Source organism: Photorhabdus luminescens subsp. luminescens, assembly GCF_001083805.1.
Classification (GTDB): domain Bacteria; phylum Pseudomonadota; class Gammaproteobacteria; order Enterobacterales; family Enterobacteriaceae; genus Photorhabdus; species Photorhabdus luminescens.
This window is the reverse complement of sequence record NZ_JXSK01000004.1, coordinates 404,978-423,152: the sequence shown is the minus strand read 5'-3', so window position 1 is coordinate 423,152 and position 18,175 is coordinate 404,978. Positions and strand designations below refer to the sequence as shown.

General features: G+C 42.6%; 12 protein-coding genes and 2 pseudogenes. 12 read left to right on the top strand and 2 right to left on the bottom strand.

Annotated features, from left to right (window positions below):
* Positions 1-55: 55 nt before the first annotated feature.
* The 3 genes from lgt to TI10_RS12815 all read left to right on the top strand — a co-directional run bounded on the left by lgt (position 56) and on the right by TI10_RS12815 (position 2,051).
* Positions 56-931 (top strand): prolipoprotein diacylglyceryl transferase, encoded by an 876-nt coding sequence (lgt, locus tag TI10_RS12825; protein ID WP_049583720.1) that lies wholly within the window; start codon positions 56-58, stop codon positions 929-931.
* A complete protein-coding gene (gene thyA, locus TI10_RS12820) occupies positions 928-1,722 on the top strand; it encodes a thymidylate synthase (RefSeq protein ID WP_049583718.1) in 795 nt (264 codons plus the stop codon). The genes lgt and thyA overlap by 4 nt, the downstream gene beginning before the upstream one ends.
* A gap of 146 nt (positions 1,723-1,868) precedes the next feature.
* Entirely contained in the window at positions 1,869-2,051 is a 183-nt protein-coding gene (locus TI10_RS12815; protein WP_244161578.1) for a hypothetical protein, read from the top strand.
* Positions 2,052-2,270: 219 nt separating this feature from the next.
* Here TI10_RS12815 and TI10_RS23775 read toward each other — a convergent pair whose 3' ends face one another.
* A complete protein-coding gene (locus tag TI10_RS23775; RefSeq protein WP_265378715.1) occupies positions 2,271-2,399 on the bottom strand; it encodes a type II toxin-antitoxin system HigB family toxin in 129 nt (42 codons plus the stop codon).
* A gap of 368 nt (positions 2,400-2,767) precedes the next feature.
* On the opposite strand from TI10_RS23775, the gene TI10_RS12810 reads away from it, so the two are divergent.
* The 8 genes from TI10_RS12810 to recD are packed head-to-tail and all read left to right on the top strand — an operon-like array spanning position 2,768 to position 16,532.
* Positions 2,768-3,283, top strand: coding sequence for a prepilin peptidase-dependent protein (locus TI10_RS12810; protein ID WP_080985046.1), 516 nt, complete (start codon positions 2,768-2,770; stop codon positions 3,281-3,283).
* A gap of 41 nt (positions 3,284-3,324) precedes the next feature.
* Positions 3,325-3,912 carry a prepilin peptidase-dependent protein gene (locus tag TI10_RS12805; protein WP_049583715.1) on the top strand — a complete coding sequence of 196 codons (588 nt, stop codon included), beginning with the start codon at positions 3,325-3,327 and terminating at the stop codon, positions 3,910-3,912.
* A gap of 5 nt (positions 3,913-3,917) precedes the next feature.
* On the top strand, positions 3,918-4,385 hold the full coding sequence (locus TI10_RS12800) for a YgdB family protein (protein ID WP_049583714.1): 468 nt from the start codon (positions 3,918-3,920) through the stop codon (positions 4,383-4,385).
* On the top strand, positions 4,382-4,768 hold the full coding sequence (locus TI10_RS12795; protein WP_049583713.1) for a prepilin-type N-terminal cleavage/methylation domain-containing protein: 387 nt from the start codon (positions 4,382-4,384) through the stop codon (positions 4,766-4,768). The genes TI10_RS12800 and TI10_RS12795 overlap by 4 nt, the downstream gene beginning before the upstream one ends.
* Entirely contained in the window at positions 4,746-8,186 is a 3,441-nt protein-coding gene (gene recC, locus TI10_RS12790; RefSeq protein WP_049583712.1) for an exodeoxyribonuclease V subunit gamma, read from the top strand. The genes TI10_RS12795 and recC overlap by 23 nt, the downstream gene beginning before the upstream one ends.
* The gene (gene ptrA, locus TI10_RS12785; protein WP_049583711.1) at positions 8,186-11,074 is read left to right on the top strand and encodes a pitrilysin; all 2,889 of its coding nucleotides are present in this window, start codon (positions 8,186-8,188) and stop codon (positions 11,072-11,074) included. The genes recC and ptrA overlap by 1 nt, the downstream gene beginning before the upstream one ends.
* Entirely contained in the window at positions 11,074-14,679 is a 3,606-nt protein-coding gene (gene recB / locus TI10_RS12780) for an exodeoxyribonuclease V subunit beta (RefSeq protein ID WP_049583815.1), read from the top strand. Before ptrA ends, recB begins: the two co-directional genes overlap by 1 nt.
* Positions 14,679-16,532: an exodeoxyribonuclease V subunit alpha gene (gene recD, locus TI10_RS12775; RefSeq protein ID WP_049583710.1), complete on the top strand. Its 1,854-nt coding sequence runs from the start codon at positions 14,679-14,681 to the stop codon at positions 16,530-16,532. The genes recB and recD overlap by 1 nt, the downstream gene beginning before the upstream one ends.
* On the opposite strand, the pseudogene TI10_RS25995 reads toward recD, so the two are convergent.
* Positions 16,510-16,770, bottom strand: a pseudogene (locus tag TI10_RS25995) (IS982 family transposase); the annotation flags it as partial. The gene recD and the pseudogene TI10_RS25995 overlap by 23 nt on opposite strands.
* Before the next feature lie 254 nt (positions 16,771-17,024).
* On the opposite strand from TI10_RS25995, the pseudogene TI10_RS24465 reads away from it, so the two are divergent.
* A pseudogene (locus TI10_RS24465) lies at positions 17,025-17,827 on the top strand (IS5 family transposase); the annotation flags it as partial.
* Between the last annotated feature and the right edge of the window lie 348 nt (positions 17,828-18,175).

The window sequence follows — 18,175 nt, the reverse complement described above, 5'->3', positions numbered from 1 at the left end:
ATGATTCTCAATCACTTGCCTTAGGGCATTAATGTTAAATATTAAGTGGGGAAAGATGAGTAACAGCTACCTGGCATTTCCTAATATTGACCCGGTCATTTTTTCAATAGGTCCAATAGCCCTCCATTGGTATGGTTTCATGTACCTGGTAGGGTTTATATTCGCCATGTGGCTTGCGACACGTAGGGCAGCAAAACCCAATAGCGGCTGGGCAAAAAACGAAGTAGAGAACTTGCTTTATGCAGGGTTTGTTGGCGTATTTGTTGGAGGTCGTCTGGGCTACGTCCTGTTTTATAATTTCCCTGCCTTTCTCGACAACCCGCTTTATTTGTTTAAAGTTTGGGACGGTGGAATGTCTTTCCACGGTGGTTTGATGGGGGTTATCTGTGCAATGTGGTGGTTTGGTCGCAGAACGAAACGCCATTTCTTACAAGTTGCTGACTTCATTGCGCCGTTAGTCCCTTTTGGCTTAGGCATGGGGAGAATTGGTAATTTTATTAACGGCGAGTTATGGGGACGTGTCACATTGGATACGCCGTGGGCGATGTTGTTCCCAAGCTCCCGTGGTGAAGATATCGCACTGGCTGCAACGGACCCTTCATTGCTATCGGTACTTGAACAATATGGTGTTTTGCCACGTCACCCTTCACAGCTTTATGAAATGGCGTTGGAAGGGATCGTTCTGTTCATTATTTTAAATTTATATATCCGTAAACCTCGGCCGATGGGCAGTGTTTCTGGTTTATTCTTAATTGGTTACGGTATTTTCCGGGTAATAGTCGAATTTTTCCGCCAACCGGATGCGCAATTGGGTTTATTCGACGGGATCAGCATGGGACAAATTCTTTCTATCCCAATGATCCTGGCGGGAATATTAATGATGATATGGGCATACAAACACCAAGGTAATAAGGTACAAGAGGTAAAATGAAACAGTATCTGGATTTAATGACAAGAGTGCTTGCAGAGGGCACTCCGAAGGCAGACCGCACCGGAACGGGAACTCTCTCCATTTTCGGGCATCAGATGCGTTTCAATTTGCAGGATGGTTTCCCGTTAGTTACAACTAAACGTTGCCATATTCGTTCAATTATTCATGAGCTTCTTTGGTTCCTGAATGGTGATACCAATACTAAATATCTGCATGAAAATGGGGTGACTATTTGGGATGAATGGGCGGATAAAAACGGTGATTTGGGGCCGGTATATGGTAAACAATGGCGTGCATGGGGCACCACAGATGGCCGCCAGATTGACCAATTGAAAACCGTACTGGAGCAGCTTAAAAGCGATCCAGATTCACGTAGGATCATTGTTTCGGCTTGGAACGTTGGTGAACTGGATAAAATGGCATTAGCGCCATGTCACGCTTTCTTCCAGTTTTATGTTGCGGATGGCAAACTTTCCTGTCAGCTTTACCAGCGTTCCTGTGACGTATTCCTTGGTTTACCGTTCAATATTGCGAGCTATGCATTGCTAGTTCATATGATGGCGCAACAGTGTGATCTGGAAGTGGGCGATTTTGTCTGGACTGGTGGTGACACCCATCTTTATAGCAACCATATGGAGCAGACAAAATTACAACTCAGTCGTGAACCGCGTTCATTGCCAAAATTGGTGATAAAGCGTAAACCGGAATCACTTTTTGATTATAAATTTGATGACTTTGAAATAGTCGATTATGACCCGCACCCAGGAATAAAGGCACCGGTTGCTATTTAGTTGTTTGGTTATTAGCAATAATTTGGAGGGAGACTATTGAGTGTAAATTGTCTCCCTTTTAATTTTGATGATATAAACACAGACATGCAGAAGTAGAGAAAAAAGGCAGAGATCTACTTGGCAACTCAGAGTATTTGGAGCATAGGATGTTTATCATGAAAAATGGGATATCTGAATTGGAACGTGAGAAAGATCAGGCTGATATAAACGCAGAGCAGCAGGCCATAGCGTTGCTTAAAATCGCCATGCTGTCTAAGAAAGACATTATAGAAGGTAGAAAAATGACACTTGAAGAAGCACTTCGTAGGCTCAAGGAACGTCGGGCGTGATATACCCGTTATCTTTCAAGTTGCCTCTTTGTTGGCTGCACTCACTCATCCCGGTCACATCGTTATCTATGCTCCCGGGGATTCGTTCCTTTGCCGTCGCGATGCATCTTGAAATCCATAGGGTATATATAAAGCTAAAATTACTAAAACAGCCTACCAGACACTTTCTATTATTGAAGACTACAAGGCTTACACAATACTGAACGACTGCAAAATTTATCATTCTCTGTTTCTCCGGTAGTAGTCGGTTAACTTGTCGTATTCTGTGTGGGATACGATGTGTTTAATGTAACAATGCTCCATTGAAAACTCAATAAAGGCCAGTAACCGGACATTATTACCACCAATATCGATATACCACTATTGATCGCTATACTTAAAACAAGCTTCTCAATTAATTATTTTCTAGTCTGATATTATTTATCTTTATAGAATAAATTAATAGTAATAACATCCTCATGTAAAGCACTCAATCTTTTCTTTATTATTTCCATGAAGCTTCTTCCTCATGGCCATATAATCTTACAATGTATGGCAATAATAAGAAATAAAAATAACTATTCTAGTTGATTTTTGCGAAGCTCTACGCAATTTAAATGTAACAATAATATGTTGTTATTTTTTTATTGATGCACTCTCGCATAAAATTCAAATTTATATTTATTTTTCTTTGAAAGTAAATAGAATGTCTTACGAAAGGAAATAAGGAATTATCAATGGTAAATAATATGAATATAATCGGTCATTATAATATTGATAATCAATTAGGTTTTTCTTTATTGGAATTGATGATCGTTATTGTTTTGGTTTCAATATTTTCCTTATGGGGAGTGCAGGAATGGGGCTATCACCAGGAAAGAGCCAGATTACAAGACTCAGCACAAAAAATATTAACATTTATAACCAGACAACAATCTTTAGCAAATTACCTGAATAAAAGAGTCGTGTTGTGGTTGAAAATAGGAAAGGACTGGTGCATAGCGCTTTCTAATCCGGTATTGGCTGATTGTGATTTGGAAAATGTTGAGGGAATAAGTTCCCCCTATCAAGATGTTATTATCAGTTCAGCAACCAAGGATCAGATAGAGTTTCATGGAATAAGAAACACCATGATACCTGCGAGTTTTATTTTGGCGAATTCCGCAGGTGAAATATCTATTATTTTTTCTTCACGAGGTAGGATAAGATCATGTAGTAATAATAAATTTAACCAAATTCCAGCTTGTGATTAATTATATTTTTTCACTAAAATAAGCGATACTTTATTGTAACAATGAAACATAAAAACCAATCTGGAATGACATTATTAGAAGTTATTGTAGCAATGGCTATTGGTAGTATTATTCTACTAGCGATTGCTAAAAGTTATCCTATTTTAACTAAACAAATAATGGAGTTATATCAGAGATATCGTTTAGGCTATTTCGTTAAACAAACATTGCATATTATAGAAAAAGATATTCGCCGTGCTGGATATTGTCAGCATTATTGTGATGGAAAGCCAATATTCATCGATAATAAAAGTGATGAGAGTGAGGATTCATGTCTGATTATTGCATACGATCTTAACATCAATAGCCAATGGGAGCCGCCAGAACACAGTGAATCTGAATTCTTCGGCTATCGCCTTAACAATAAATCAGTCGAGTGGAAAAGGGGGGCGGGTAATTGTCAGGAAAATGGCTGGGAAAGGCTGTTTGATCCAAATGAAATAGTGGTAAATTCTTTTAAAGCTGAGAAATTACCTGCAAAAGATGGCTTAGTTTTTATCAAATTGACGTTTATTGCACATTGGTTTAAACATCCGTCGATAAACTACCAATATCAGTCAGTAATACGTTTGCGCAATATCAGGGGATAAGTACCGTGGCTGAGCATTCTTCGCATGGCTGCTTTCAATATCAGCAAGGTAATGTATTACTAATTTCAGTGTTGATATTATTGGCAGTGAGCCTGATGATGTTAAAGGCTTTACATCATCATCTGGATAACGCTTTAATCATGATGGTCGATGAACGCAGATATCTAAAAGCTTTTCAGCAAGCAGAATCTTCATTGGCATGGGGAATCGCTCAGTCATGGCCACTTGATAGTAATAAAATAGAAGAGTGGTATTGCCAGCAACAGCAAGAATTTCATTTGACCAGTTGCTTAAAAAGGCATTCGAGTCATTTTTTTCTACTGAAAGGTATGGCTGATGTGGCATCTGGGCAATCTGTCGGATTATATCAATGGATGAAATTACTTTCTGCTGGCGGAAGAGATTCTCTTATCCCGGTAGAAAGCGGTTGGCTGGACTTTTGTCCTGAGGCGGATGTGGGATTTTGTTTATGAAGTCGGATCTTTTTTATGAGCATCAAGCAGGTATGAGTTTGCCCGAAGTAATGATTGCTGTTATGGTTTTTTCGGTCTCTCTATTGGGATTAATGCGTTATCATCAGGCGTTATTATTTGGGTTTCAGCAACATTGGCAGCAATCAAAGGCGGATAAATTATCTTATGGGTATCTGGAACAATATAAATTAATTGCAGGTCAAAACCCTTTGCCAGAAATAATATTACCACCGGGATGGCACGCTGAATTTCAGACAACATATCCATTGTCTGGCTGCTATCAGCTTACAGTTATGGTAACAACATCTTATAATCAGCAAAGTAAAGCAAGTCGATGGATTTGTTCAAATGGGAGTTCTCATGTTCAAGGTTTATCATTCTAATCAATTAGATCTTCTTAAGGAATTGATAGCAATATTGATCGGGGATAACCCACTGACTGATCCATTTGCTCAGGAAGTCATTTTGGTACAAAGCCCGGGTATGTCACAGTGGCTGCAAATCCAACTGGCTGAAAGAATAGGCATATCAGCCAATATTTCATTTCCGCTTCCCGCTACGTTTATTTGGGATATGTTTACCAAAGTATTGCCTGATATTCCTAAAGAAAGTGCTTTTAGTAAAGATGCTATGACATGGAAATTGATGGCGTTATTGCCTCAATTGCTGCCAGAAGCGGAGTTTGTCGCGCTCAGGCACTACCTTGATCAAGATTTTGATAAACGGAAGATTCACCAATTGGCTGGACGGGTTGCTGATCTGTTTGACCAATATCTAGTTTATCGCCCGCAATGGTTGGAAAGTTGGCAGCAAGGCCAGCTTATTGATGGCTTGAGCGATAATCAGTTGTGGCAGAAAAGATTATGGCTGGAACTGACGAAATATACTCACCAGTTACAACAACCTCAATGGCATCGCGCTAATTTATATCAGCGTTTTATTTCGATACTGGAAAACAGTTCTGAACGAGAAAATAGTCTTGAACGAGAAAATAGTCTTGAACGAGGAAATAGTCCTGAGTTTTCAGATTGTTTACCGAAACGAGTATTTATCTGTGGTATTTCTGCCTTACCACCGGTCTATTTACAGGCTTTACAGGCACTGGCGCGGCATATTGATATTCATCTGATGTTTACCAATCCATGTAAATATTATTGGGGAGATATTCAGAATTATGCTTTTTTGGCAAAACTGAGTAGTCGTAAACCGCGCCATTATAAGAGTAAACAGGAGCTGGAATATTTTAAAGACCCTGATAATGCTCAATCACTGTTTAACGATGACGGTGAACAAGATGTAAGCAATCCCTTGTTGGCATCGTGGGGACGGTTGGGCCGTGATAACCTCTATTTATTGTCGCAGCTTGAGCAGAGTTCGGATGTTCACGCCTTTGTTGAATTAGAACAGGATAATCTATTACATCAATTGCAAAGGGATATTCTCTATCTGGAAGATCATGCCCAAATTGGTTCAACAAAAGAGACATTTGAAAATAGCCTGCAAAAAAGAGTGCTTGACCCGTTGGATCATTCTTTATCTTTCCATGTTTGCTATAGCCCTCAACGTGAAGTGGAAGTTTTACAGGACCAGCTACTGCGGTTATTGGAAGATAATCCATCGCTGACGCCAAGGGATATTATTGTAATGGTCGCGGATATTGACAGTTATACTCCCTATGTTCAGGCAGTATTTGGTAATGTCTCTGCTGAACGTTATATTCCATTTGCCATTTCTGATCGTAAAGCCCGTCAAGCGCATTCAGTTTTACAGGTATTTATTACGCTGCTTGATTTACCTCAAAGCCGTTTTACGACGGAGCAGGTTTTAGCATTGTTGGAAGTGCCAGCGTTGGCGAATAAATTTGACATTCATGAAGATGGTTTACGTTTATTAAGGCGTTGGGTTGAAGAGTCAGGCGTTCGTTGGGGGCTGGATGACGATAATGTAGAAGAACTATCTTTGCCGGTAACAGGTCAGCATACATGGCGTTTTGGACTTACTCGAATGTTATTGGGTTACGCAATGGATAGCCGGTCTGGCCCTTGGAAAGAGGTATTGCCTTATGATGAATCCAGTGGTTTAGCCGCAGAGCTTGCCGGCCAATTAGCTGAGCTTTTAATGCAATTGAGCTATTGGCGCAAGATTCTCGGCGAGAGCCGAACATTAACGGGTTGGTTACCTGTCTGCCAGCAGTTGCTGGAAATATTTTTTGCATCAGATAGTGAAACTGAATTAGTACTGGCGATGATAGAACAGCAATGGCAGAAAGTCATAGTCAATGGCTTGAATGCCCGTTATCAGGAAAGTGTGCCATTGGTTCTATTACGAGATGAATTGGCCCTTCAATTTGATAATGAAAAAATCAGCCAGCGTTTTCTCGCCGGATCTGTTAATTTTTGCACTCTAATGCCGATGCGTTCTATTCCCTTTAAGGTTGTCTGTTTATTGGGAATGAATGATGGTATCTATCCCCGTTCAATTCCACCGCTTGGATTTGATCTGATGGCGGAAAAAGGTCAGAGGGGGGACAGAAAACGGAGGGATGATGACCGTTATCTATTTCTTGAAGCCTTGATATCTGCCGAACAGTTCCTCTATATCAGCTATATTGGCAAGTCCATTCGTGATGATACGGAATGTAATCCTTCCGTGTTGGTGAATGAATTATTGGATTATGTCTGCCAAAGTTTTTGTTTGCCGGGAAATGAAAGACTGAATGTTGATCAAAGTGCTGCTCATGTCAGAGAACATCTGTTGTATCTTCATTCCCGCGTTCCATTTGCACCAGAAAATTTTATACCGGGCAGTTATCAGCAAAGCTATGCCGGGGAGTGGTTACCCGCGGCGACTGAGCAAGGCGCAGCATACGCTGAATTTTGCCAATCTATTGAAACGGCACAAATTCAAGAAATTACACTTGATAATTTGAACAGTTTTTACCGTCATCCCGTTCGGTTTTTTTTCCAACGTTGCTTGAAAGTAAATTTCGTTATTGAAGAAACGGAATTACCAGAGGAAGAGCCTTTCGTTTTAGATAATCTCCAGCGTTATCAGTTTAATCAGCTATTGTTGAGTGCACTCATTGAACAGCAATCGCCTGAACCACTTTTCAATCGGCTTCGTGCTGCTGGCGGGTTGCCTTTTGGCGCTTTTGGTGAGGTTTATTGGTTGAAGCAGCAAAAAGAGATGCAGCTTCTGGCGGATAAAATTCGTGAACAACAGATGGAAACTTTATCTGTTGATTTACATCATGATTTAGGCCAGGTAATGCTGACGGGGCGTATTAACAAAGTGCAACCAGATGGTTTGTTACGTTGGCGGCCAGCCAGTTTGACCGCCAATGATGGCATGCAATTGTGGATTGAGCATTTGGCTTACTGTCTTGCCGGAGGGAAGGGTGAAAGCCGCAGTTATGGGCGTGATGGCAGCGAATGGCGTTTTGCGTCTATACCTTTAGAACAAGCGAAAAATTATCTGAATCAATTGATTGAGGGTTATCAACGAGGAATATCAGCGCCTTTACCACTGTTTTGTAAAAGTGGTTGGGCGTGGCTTTCAGCATGTATGAATAAAGAAACAGGTGAGATTGATGATAGCGATGAAATTCAATCAAAAGCTGAAAGCCGGCTATTGAAGGCATGGCTTGGAGATCAGGGACGTACAGGCGAAGGAGATGATTCTTATATTCAGCGGGCTTTCAGGCAAATCGATGAATCATTTTTAGCAAAACTTAAACAGGAAGCGCTCAATTATTTGTTACCGATGGCGCGAAATCAGAAACATAGGGAGAATATCGGATAATGCATAAACATTTTGTTCGCATGATTACTGTAATGTTCCTGCTCTTTTGGGGAACAGTAAGCTATGCGCAAACACCACAGTGGAAGCTACTGCAAGAGACAATTTATAAAAGCGAAAATGATCATCGTCAGTATCAGGGAATCAGATTGGCAAACAATATGACGGTCTTGCTGGTATCTGATGAGAAGGCAACCAAATCTCTGGCAGCGGTAGCAATTCCGGTTGGTAGTATGGAAAACCCTGACAGCCAGCTTGGGCTTGCACATTATCTGGAACATATGGTTCTGATGGGATCTGGACGTTACCCACAGTCAGGTGATTTATCTGAATTTTTGCAAAAGCATGGTGGTAGTTATAATGCCAGCACAGCTTCTTACCGCACGGCTTTTTACCTTGAAGTAGAAAATGAGGCGTTAGCTCAGGCTACAGATCGTCTGGCTGATGCACTGGCTGAACCATTACTTAATCCAGTGAATGCAGATCGGGAGCGAAACGCTGTTAATGCAGAGCTGACAATGGCGCGTTCTCGTGATGGGATGCGGGTTGCTCAAATACGGGCAGAAACTCTGAATCCTAAGCATCCCAATGCCCGTTTTTCTGGTGGTAATTTAGAGACATTGAAAGATAAACCGGGGAGTAAATTACAGACAGAACTGGTGGATTTCTATCAGCGTTATTATTCGGCCAATCTAATGAAAGGTGTCATTTACGGTAATCAGCCTATCGATAAATTGACTCAAATTGCTGTTGATACTTTTGGTCGGATACCTGACAGAAAAGCGAGCGTGCCGCTGATTGCTGTTCCGGCAGTCACGGAAAAAGAGAAAGGGATTATCATCCATTATGTCCCAGCCCAACCGCAAAAAGCGTTGCAACTGGAGTTCAGCATTGACAATAACAGTGCTGATTTCCGCAGTAAAACTGATGAATATCTCGGTTATATGATAGGCAACCGTAGCCTGAATACATTATCAGATTGGCTACAAACTCAAGGGCTAGCAGAAAGTATCAGTGCTGGTGCGGAGCCTATGGTTGATCGTAATAAAGGTATCTTTTTTATTTATGTGACGTTGACAGATAAAGGGCTTGCACAACGGGATCAGGTTATTGCGGCTATTTTTGCTTATATTAATTTGTTAAAACAAAAAGGCATCCAGAAAAGTTATTTCGATGAGATCGCGAAGGTTTTGAATCTGTCTTTCCGGTATGGCTCCATTGTTCGTGATATGCATTATATCGAATGGTTATCGGATGCAATGTTGCGAGTTCCTGTTTCCAATGTACTTAATGCCGGTTATTTGGCTGATGACTATGACCCGGAAGCAATTGCTGCCCGGCTTGCTGAATTGACCCCTGAAAATGCAAGAATCTGGTATATCAGCCCAAAAGAGCCGCACGATAAACAGGCTTATTTTGTTCAGGCGCCTTATCAGGTTGATCGGATTACATTACAGCAACGGATGGAATGGCAGCAGTTAGAAACGCAAATGAACTTTTCTTTGCCTGTGCCAAATCCTTATATTCCTGACGATTTGAAGCTGATAAAAGCAGATAAGAGTCAAAAACATCCAGAGATGATCCTTGAACAGCAGAGTGTCCGTCTGCTCTATATGCCGAGCCAATATTTTGCTGATGAGCCTAAGGCCAGCATTACGTTAGATTTACGTAATGCAAAAAGTTTGGATAGTGCCCGTGAGCAGGTTACTTCCTCTTTGCTTGATTATTTGGCAGGGCTTTCCCTTGACCAGCTTAGTTATCAGGCTTCTGTTGCTGGAATGAATATTTCTACTAATTCATCACAGGGACTGCAACTGGGGGTAAGTGGTTACACTCAAAATCTGCCAGCGCTTTTAACCTCTTTAATCAGTCATTACATGGCGTTCACGCCAACTGAGGAGCAACTGGCACAAGCTAAGTCTTGGTATCGTGAGCAGATAGAGGTTTCTAATAACGCTAAAGCTTATGATATGGCTATGCAGCCGTTGAAGCGCCTTTCTGTGGCGCCTTACACTGAACAGTCCACTCGTTTAAAAGCGCTGGAGACTATCACGGTTCAGGATATTGTTACGTATCGTCATGAAATGATAAAAAATGCTGCTTTGCAAATGATGATAATTGGGAACTTGACCGAACAGCAGAGCAAAGTGATTGCTGAATCTGCCCATAACCAACTGGCCAATCAAGGAAATGACTGGTGGATTGGGGATAAAGTGGTGATCGATAAAAATTACCCGGTTAATTTCCAGCGTGTTGGCAGCAGCACAGATGGCGCTTTAGCAGAGGTTTATATTCCGACGGGTTATGACCGTATAGAAGGTTACGTTTATTCCAGTTTGTTAAGCAATATGCTCCAGCCGTGGTTCTATGAACAGTTAAGGACAACAGAGCAACTGGGGTATGCGGTGTTTGCTTTCAATACCAGTGTGGGGGAACAGTGGGGATTGGGTTTCCTGCTACAAAGTAATAGTAAACAACCAAAATATTTGAATCAGCGTTATCGAGATTTCTATCAGAATGCCGGTAATAAATTGAAAGCAATGTCTCAAGCTGATTTTGAACAGTACAAGAGTGCGCTGATTAATGAAAAGCAGCAACCGCCACAAACTTTCTATGCCGAAGTTGCCCGTTTCTCTGGTGATTTCAGCCGCAATAACTTTAATTTTGATAGCAGAGATAAAATGCTTGAGATCCTAAAGAAAACTACACAGCAGCAACTGATTAAGTTCTATCGGAATGCGGTAATCAAACATCAAGGGTTGTCATTGATTTCACAAGTGATTGGTAAATCAGGAAGCTTGGATGGATATGCGAAATTGAAAGGTTGGAAGACCTATCAGAATGTGACTGAATTTCAGAAACGGTTACCTGTTGAGGTAAGAGATCAGTGATCACAGAGATATCTGTTCACAGGCTTAATGTATTAACTCTGCCGCTGAATGGTCAGCGGCTGATCGAAGCATCGGCCGGGACAGGTAAAACCTACACTATCGGTATCTTATATCTGCGTCTTCTGCTTGGGTTGGGGAAAGATGCTGCTTTTTCACGGCCTTTGAGCGTGGAAGAAATTCTAGTAGTAACTTTTACTGAGGCAGCAACAAATGAGTTACGTGGGCGTATCCGTGAAAATATTCATAAACTTCGCCTTGCTTGTATTCGAAACGAAGTAGAAGGTGCAGAACCAGCCTATCAACAGCTATTGGATGAAATCCCAGATAAAGAGCGGGCGGCTATCTGGTTACTGGCCGCAGAGCGGCAAATGGATGAAGCCGCGATTTATACCATTCATGGTTTTTGTCAGAGGATGTTGGCGCATAATGCTTTTGAATCTGGGATCTTGTTTGAACAGACATTAATTCAGGATCAACAGCCATTAGAACGGCAGGGGTGTGCCGATTTTTGGCGGCGCCACTGTTATCCATTGCCATTATCAATGGCACAGGTAATCAGCCAGGAGTGGAGTGGGCCGGAAGCTCTGCTGGCTGAATTACACCCTTATTTACAAGGGGATATGCCATATATTGTTAATGCGCCGCACAGTGATGAAACGCTGTTAAGTCGTCATGAAAAAATTACCCAGTTGATCAGCGATGTTAAATACCAATGGAATGAAGTTGCTGGAGAATTGCACGATTTAATTGCGAGTTCTGGTGTTGATAAAAGAAGTTACAGTAGTAAGCATTTACCAAATTGGCTGAATAGTGTCACGGATTGGGCTCAAGTACCTACAGAGGATTATCTGTTGCCAAAAGCGTTGGAGAAATTCCGGCAGTCAGTATTGGCAGAAAAGACAAAGAAGGGCGAGGTTCCTGAACATTCACTTTTTGTGGCGATAGATGATTTATACCAGCAACCACTCACTTTACGTGATTTGATTATCTCCAGAGCTATTACTGAGATTCGCCAGTCAATCCGTCAGGAAAAATTAACACGTGGTCAGATGGGGTTTGATGATTTACTTACCCGTCTTGATGATGCTCTGAAAGGCCCTGGCAGCGATTTGCTTGCTGAGACTATCCGTCGGCGCTATCCGATTGCGTTGATCGACGAATTTCAGGATACCGACCCACAGCAATACCGGATTTTTCATACTATTTATGGCACTCAGTTTGAAAATGGATTGCTATTTATCGGCGATCCTAAACAAGCTATTTATGCATTTCGCGGCGCAGATATTTTCACTTATATTCGCGCCCGTTCTCAGGTAAGTGCTCACTATACTCTGGAAACAAACTGGCGCTCTGCTTACTCAATGGTACAGGCAGTAAACAAACTGTTTATGCGTTCAGAAAATCCATTTTTGTTTGAGCAGATCCCTTTTATTGAGGTTTCTGCGGCAGAGAAAAACCGAGAACTTTCTTTTAGCTGTGATGGTGAAGAGCAGGCCGCACTGAATTTCTGGTTACAACCAGGAGAAGGTGTTTCTACCGGAGATTATGAGCAAACGATGTCACGGCTCTGTGCTGCGCAAATTCGTGATTGGTTGCAGGCAGGTAGTGAAGGACGTGCTCTGTTACATCAAAGTGAGAAAGCCCGGCCTGTGACGGCGGCTGATATTACGGTTCTGGTGCGTAGCAGAAAGGAAGCTACACTGATCCGTAATGCGCTTAACCTGTTATCTATCCCTTCCGTATTTCTTTCTAACCGAGAAAGTGTATTTGCTACCGCAGAAGCCAAGGACATTCTCTGGCTGCTGCAAGCGGTGTTATCACCGGAAAAAGAACGAGTTTTGAGAAGTGCGCTTGCCAGTGGTTTGTTTGGTTTGACCGCTCGACAGATAGACAAACTAAATCATGATGAAAAGAGGTGGGATCAGTTAGTTGATGAATTTGATGGCTACTTTCGTCTCTGGCAACGCCGTGGTGTGTTACCTATGTTACGAGCGGTAATCGCCAACCATCATATTGCTGAGAATTTGCTTGCCAGTTATGACGGTGAACGGCGTTTGACGGATGTGATGCATATTGGTGAGTTGTTGCAGGAAATTTCTTTACAACTTGACAGTGAACATGCAGTCACCCGCTGGTTGGCTCAGCAAATCTCTCATCCTGATCCACAATCTGAAAGTCAGCAGATGCGGCTGGAAAGTGATCGTCATTTGGTACAAATTTGTACTATCCATAAATCTAAGGGGTTGGAATATCCGCTGGTATGGTTGCCATTTATCTGTAATTTCAGGGAGCAGAAGCGGGCGATATATCATGATCGTACAAGCTTTAATGCTTGCCTCGATATCTTTCCCGACGACGAGACGATTGAGCTGGCGGAGCAAGAGCGATTGGCAGAGGATTTGCGTTTACTCTATGTCGCATTGACGCGTTCTGTTTACCATTGCAGTGTCGGCGTGGCTCCGCTGATAAAAGGCAATAAGAAAAAGGTCGGCGATACTGATCTGCATCAGTGCGCTCTGGGCTACCTATTGCAAAAGGGAGTGAAAGGGGATGCTGATTTTTTGGCAACATCGCTTAAAGAATTAAGTGGGGATGGCATCGTCATATCATCAATTAATGAGACTGATGGTCATCCTTGGCAGTCGCACAGTAAAAATGACTTAGTCCTGTCGGCCAGGCAATTTAAACGCAGAGTGCAGGATGACTGGCGTATTACCAGTTATTCTGGTTTACGAAACTCTGTGGTTCATCGTGGCAATGCTTCCGCTTATTTTGCTGGAGAAGAATCTATCGACGTGATTGTTCAGTCTATTGCGCCGAAGCTTGATGTTGATGCTAGTGGTGAAAAGCAGTTAGCAGAACAACCTGAAATGACACCGCATACATTCCCTCGGGGAGCCTCCGCGGGGACTTTTTTACACGCTATTTTGGAAGAGATTAGTTTCAGCCAACGACCTGATGAGAAATGGTTGGCAGAACAACTGCAATCAGCCGGATTTGATGAACGCTGGAGTGGGACATTACAGCAATGGATGGCCGATATTTTTACCATTCCATTGAATGATGAAGGAGTGCAGTTGGCAAAAATTCCGCTGCATCATCAACAGGATGAAATGCAGTTTTATTTGCCGGTTGAGCAACTTTTGCGATCTCAGACGTTGGATACACTGATGCGTCGTTATGATCCGATTTCTGCTCGTTGTCCCCAACTGGAATTTCAGCAGGTGAAAGGGATGCTGAAAGGGTTTATTGATTTGGTTTTCTGTTGGCAAGGCAGATTCTACGTGCTGGATTACAAATCAAACTGGTTGGGAGAGGAGAGCCAGTTTTATACTCGTCAAGCAATGGAAACTGCCATGATTGAGCATCGTTATGACCTGCAATATCAGCTTTATACACTGGCATTGCATCGTTACTTACGTCACAGGCTGGCTAATTATGATTATCAACAACATTTCGGCGGCGTGATTTATCTGTTTCTGAGGGGGATAGATAAACAACAGCCGGGGAATGGGATTTTCAATTGTCAGCCATCGGCTGAATTTGTTGATGCTTTGGATCTGCTTTTCAGTGGCAATGAACAGTCTGAGAAAGAGAAAAATTGATGATTTCGTTATTACAACAGGCAGTAAACCTCAGGCTTTTGCGTTCATTGGACTTACAGTTTGCTCATGCATTGATTGAGGATAAAGATCCTGTTTTGTTGTTAATCATGGCGTTGTTGAGCGCTGAAACAGGTACCGGGCATGTTTGCCTGCCGGTTAATCGGATAACGCCAGAATACTTTTTTGATGGGCGACATCGTGAATTTGCGGAGCAGTTGTGGCGGGTTGCGGGAAAACCTGATGAGCAGAGTTTGCTGATAGCACTGGAAAATTGTGCTGCGGTTAGTGATGGATTTCAACCAACGCCTATTGTGTTTTCCCATGACCGGCTTTATTTGCAGAGAATGTGGCAAAGTGAATGTCAGGTGGCCGCTTTCTTTGCCGGCAATCAACCAATCGATAATATTCAGGAACAGCAACTGAGAGCTGTTTTAGATGAATTATTCATGCTGCCTGAGAAAATAGTGGACTGGCAAAAGGTGGCAGCGGCTGTCGCGGTGACTAGCAGAATTTCGGTTATTTCTGGTGGACCGGGAACCGGGAAAACTACCACCGTTGCTAAACTGTTGGCGGCCTTAATTAAACTTGATCCTGACAAAAAACGGGTTATCCAACTGGCAGCCCCGACTGGAAAAGCGGCTGCCAGATTGACCGAATCTCTTAACAGCGCGGTTAAAAAATTGCCGCTGACGGAAAAACAGTTTGCATGCCTGCCCGATCAGGCACAGACGATTCATCGTTTGCTAGGAGCGCAGCCTGATAGCCAGCGATTACGCTATGATCGGGATAATCCACTGAGTTTGGATGTGCTAGTGGTAGATGAAGCTTCAATGGTGGATTTACCCATGATGGCAAGGTTGATTGATGCATTACCTACGAAAGCGAAACTTGTTCTGCTTGGTGACCGAGATCAATTGGCATCAGTGGAAGCAGGAGCGGTGTTGGGTGATATTTGCCGTTTTGCAGAACTGGGATATAGCGTAACGAGGGCACAACAACTAAGCAGATTGACAGGATGTCGGTTAGTGGCAGGCGATCAGCAAAATATCCCAGAGGTTCGTGATCGTTTGTGTCTTCTACGTAAAAGTTACCGCTTTAATGTGGATTCTGGAATTGGTCAATTGGCTGCGGCCGTTAATCAGGGAAAGAGTCGACAAGCTCTCTCTATTTTGCAGCAACCGTTGAAGGATATCTGTTTTTACCCGTTGTCCGACGATGAAGATTATCAGCGATTGCTAGCAGAAACGGTATCGGGTTATCACCCTTACTTGCATCTGGTGGCAAAGCAGGCACCTGCCAAAGTGATTTTAGATGAATTTAACCGCTATCGTTTGTTATGTGCGCTTAGAGAAGGTCCATTTGGCGTCAGTGGACTTAACGAGCGTATAGAACAGCTACTGCATCGTCAGGGGCTTATTCGTCGCCCAGTCGGGATTTTCAGCCGTGGTTATACAGGCCGGCCCATCATGATATCGCGTAATGACAGCACACTGGGCCTGTTTAATGGTGATATCGGTATTATGCTCAGAGACGAAAATCATGAACTGCGCGCTTATTTTCAGTTGCCTGATGGACAGATTAAAGGAATCCAGCCAAGTCGTTTGCCACAACATGAAACTGCATATGTGATGACCGTACATAAATCACAGGGTTCAGAATTTGACCATACAGCTTTGGTATTGCCAACGCAATTTGTGCCGGTTGTCAGCCGTGAATTGGTGTATACAGCGATAACCCGCGCCAGAGAAAAACTGACTCTGTATGCACATGAAGCGGTATTGCGTCAGGCAATCCAGACACCAACTCAAAGGCGAAGCGGGTTAGCAGAGCGGCTAAGAACCGGGTATAGTTGAGCAGGGTGGGAAAGTCTTGTTGAGGGTATCGTCGGACTAATCCAAAGTAGAAATTTTTGAAATCGCGATAATGTGACATATGAAAAGCAATCACAATGGTCATAATCTCGCTGGCACTCATGCGGCCATGACGTCTGCGCTGACGATGTCCTTCCTCGATACCCTGTTGTTCCCAGAGTGGAATGAATACACGGCAAAAATCATCGACATCACAGAAGAGTTCAACTAGTTTATCCATGCCTGTTCCTAATAAGATCGTTTTTTTCTTGGTCGGAAATTTTGATCTTGGAACAGGCACTTAGTTCCATTTTTTTATCCAGAGTTCAGGTTAATTAATCTAAACGGATATCTCTGGAGGATTAGCTGTACTAGATTAGATAGTTAACAATTGTTTTTACATCTACCTCGGTAATTACTCTAATACAATTAAGAACCTATCCCAAAAGGAATTGTTATATTCTAGAACGGATAATTTCTGAAGGTATAGCGAGTATGACAAACAACAAATGGCGGTTCAATGATGAGCTTTGGGAAAAAATGAGGCCACTTATCCCCGAGCATAAAACTCAGCATCCGCCAGGGACACACCGCAAACGTGTTGATAACCGCGCCGCTATGGATGCCATCTTCTTTGTGCTCAGAATGGGCTGCCAATGGAACGCCCTGAATGCAACAGAAATCTGCTCGTCCAGTTCGGCTCACCGGCGTTTTCAGGAATGGCGTGACGCCGGCGTTTTTGAACGCTTCTGGCAGAACGGTTGGCTGGCCTGCGAGCCCCTCGCGCTCATCGACTGGTCGTGGTTATCGCTGGATGGCTGCCTGACCAAATCCCCGTTAGCGGGGGCAAAAAAACAGGCCGTAACCCCACAGACAGAGGGAAACAAGGCGTAAAATGCAGCCTCATAACAGAGGCTAGCGGGCTTCCTCTTTCACTCGTTGTTGGCGCCGCAAACACTCACGATCTCAAACTGGTTGCAGAGACGCTTGATGCGCTTCAGACAGGCAAGCCGGGTAAAAAGGTCAGGCTGTGTCTGGATAAGGGATAGGATGCTGAATGGCTGAAAAGCTATCTACAAAGTCGGCATTACGAGCCGTACATCCAGTCTCGCAAGGAAGAATCAGATGCCTGCCAAAATACAGGCTTGAAAGCTCAAAGATGGGTTGTCGAGAGGACTCATAGCTGGATGAATCGCTTTCGTCGGATCCTGACCCGATGGGAAAAGAAGGTTGAAAACTATGAAGCTATGTTACATTTTGCCTGCGGGATTATCGTTTGGAATAAAATCCTATTGGGATGGGCTCTAAGTTCGTTTCAGATTCTTTTTGACCAGGTTTATTTCCCATCAAATAATTTGTTTGTCAGTGTACGCCCGCAACACTATTTATCCTGATGAATTTGCTCATTATTGTTATGTTATAACTAGATGTCTAGATTGGCTTGAAGGCTTTCAAGAACACTATATGGTTTTCTTATAAGTTGTCATCCAATGAAACTCATATAAAATCATTTTATGGGAATGGTTGTAGATCCTATTAATTTGAGGTTTATGCGAAATTTAAATGAAAAATATTGGCTTAAATGGCTATTGTCATATTTTAATTTTAGTTAGTGTGTTATTTTGTTTTGTTAAAATAATTTGTTA

What these genes read in the sequence shown, in the direction of transcription:
- lgt (WP_049583720.1), top strand. Translation starts at nt 56, where the DNA reads ATGAGTAACAGCTACCTGGCATTTCCTAATATTGACCCGGTCATTTTT.
- thyA (WP_049583718.1), top strand. Translation starts at nt 928, where the DNA reads ATGAAACAGTATCTGGATTTAATGACAAGAGTGCTTGCAGAGGGCACT.
- TI10_RS12815 (WP_244161578.1), top strand. Translation starts at nt 1,869, where the DNA reads ATGTTTATCATGAAAAATGGGATATCTGAATTGGAACGTGAGAAAGAT.
- TI10_RS12810 (WP_080985046.1), top strand. Translation starts at nt 2,768, where the DNA reads ATGGTAAATAATATGAATATAATCGGTCATTATAATATTGATAATCAA.
- TI10_RS12805 (WP_049583715.1), top strand. Translation starts at nt 3,325, where the DNA reads ATGAAACATAAAAACCAATCTGGAATGACATTATTAGAAGTTATTGTA.
- TI10_RS12795 (WP_049583713.1), top strand. Translation starts at nt 4,382, where the DNA reads ATGAAGTCGGATCTTTTTTATGAGCATCAAGCAGGTATGAGTTTGCCC.
- recC (WP_049583712.1), top strand. Translation starts at nt 4,746, where the DNA reads ATGTTCAAGGTTTATCATTCTAATCAATTAGATCTTCTTAAGGAATTG.
- ptrA (WP_049583711.1), top strand. Translation starts at nt 8,186, where the DNA reads ATGCATAAACATTTTGTTCGCATGATTACTGTAATGTTCCTGCTCTTT.
- recD (WP_049583710.1), top strand. Translation starts at nt 14,679, where the DNA reads ATGATTTCGTTATTACAACAGGCAGTAAACCTCAGGCTTTTGCGTTCA.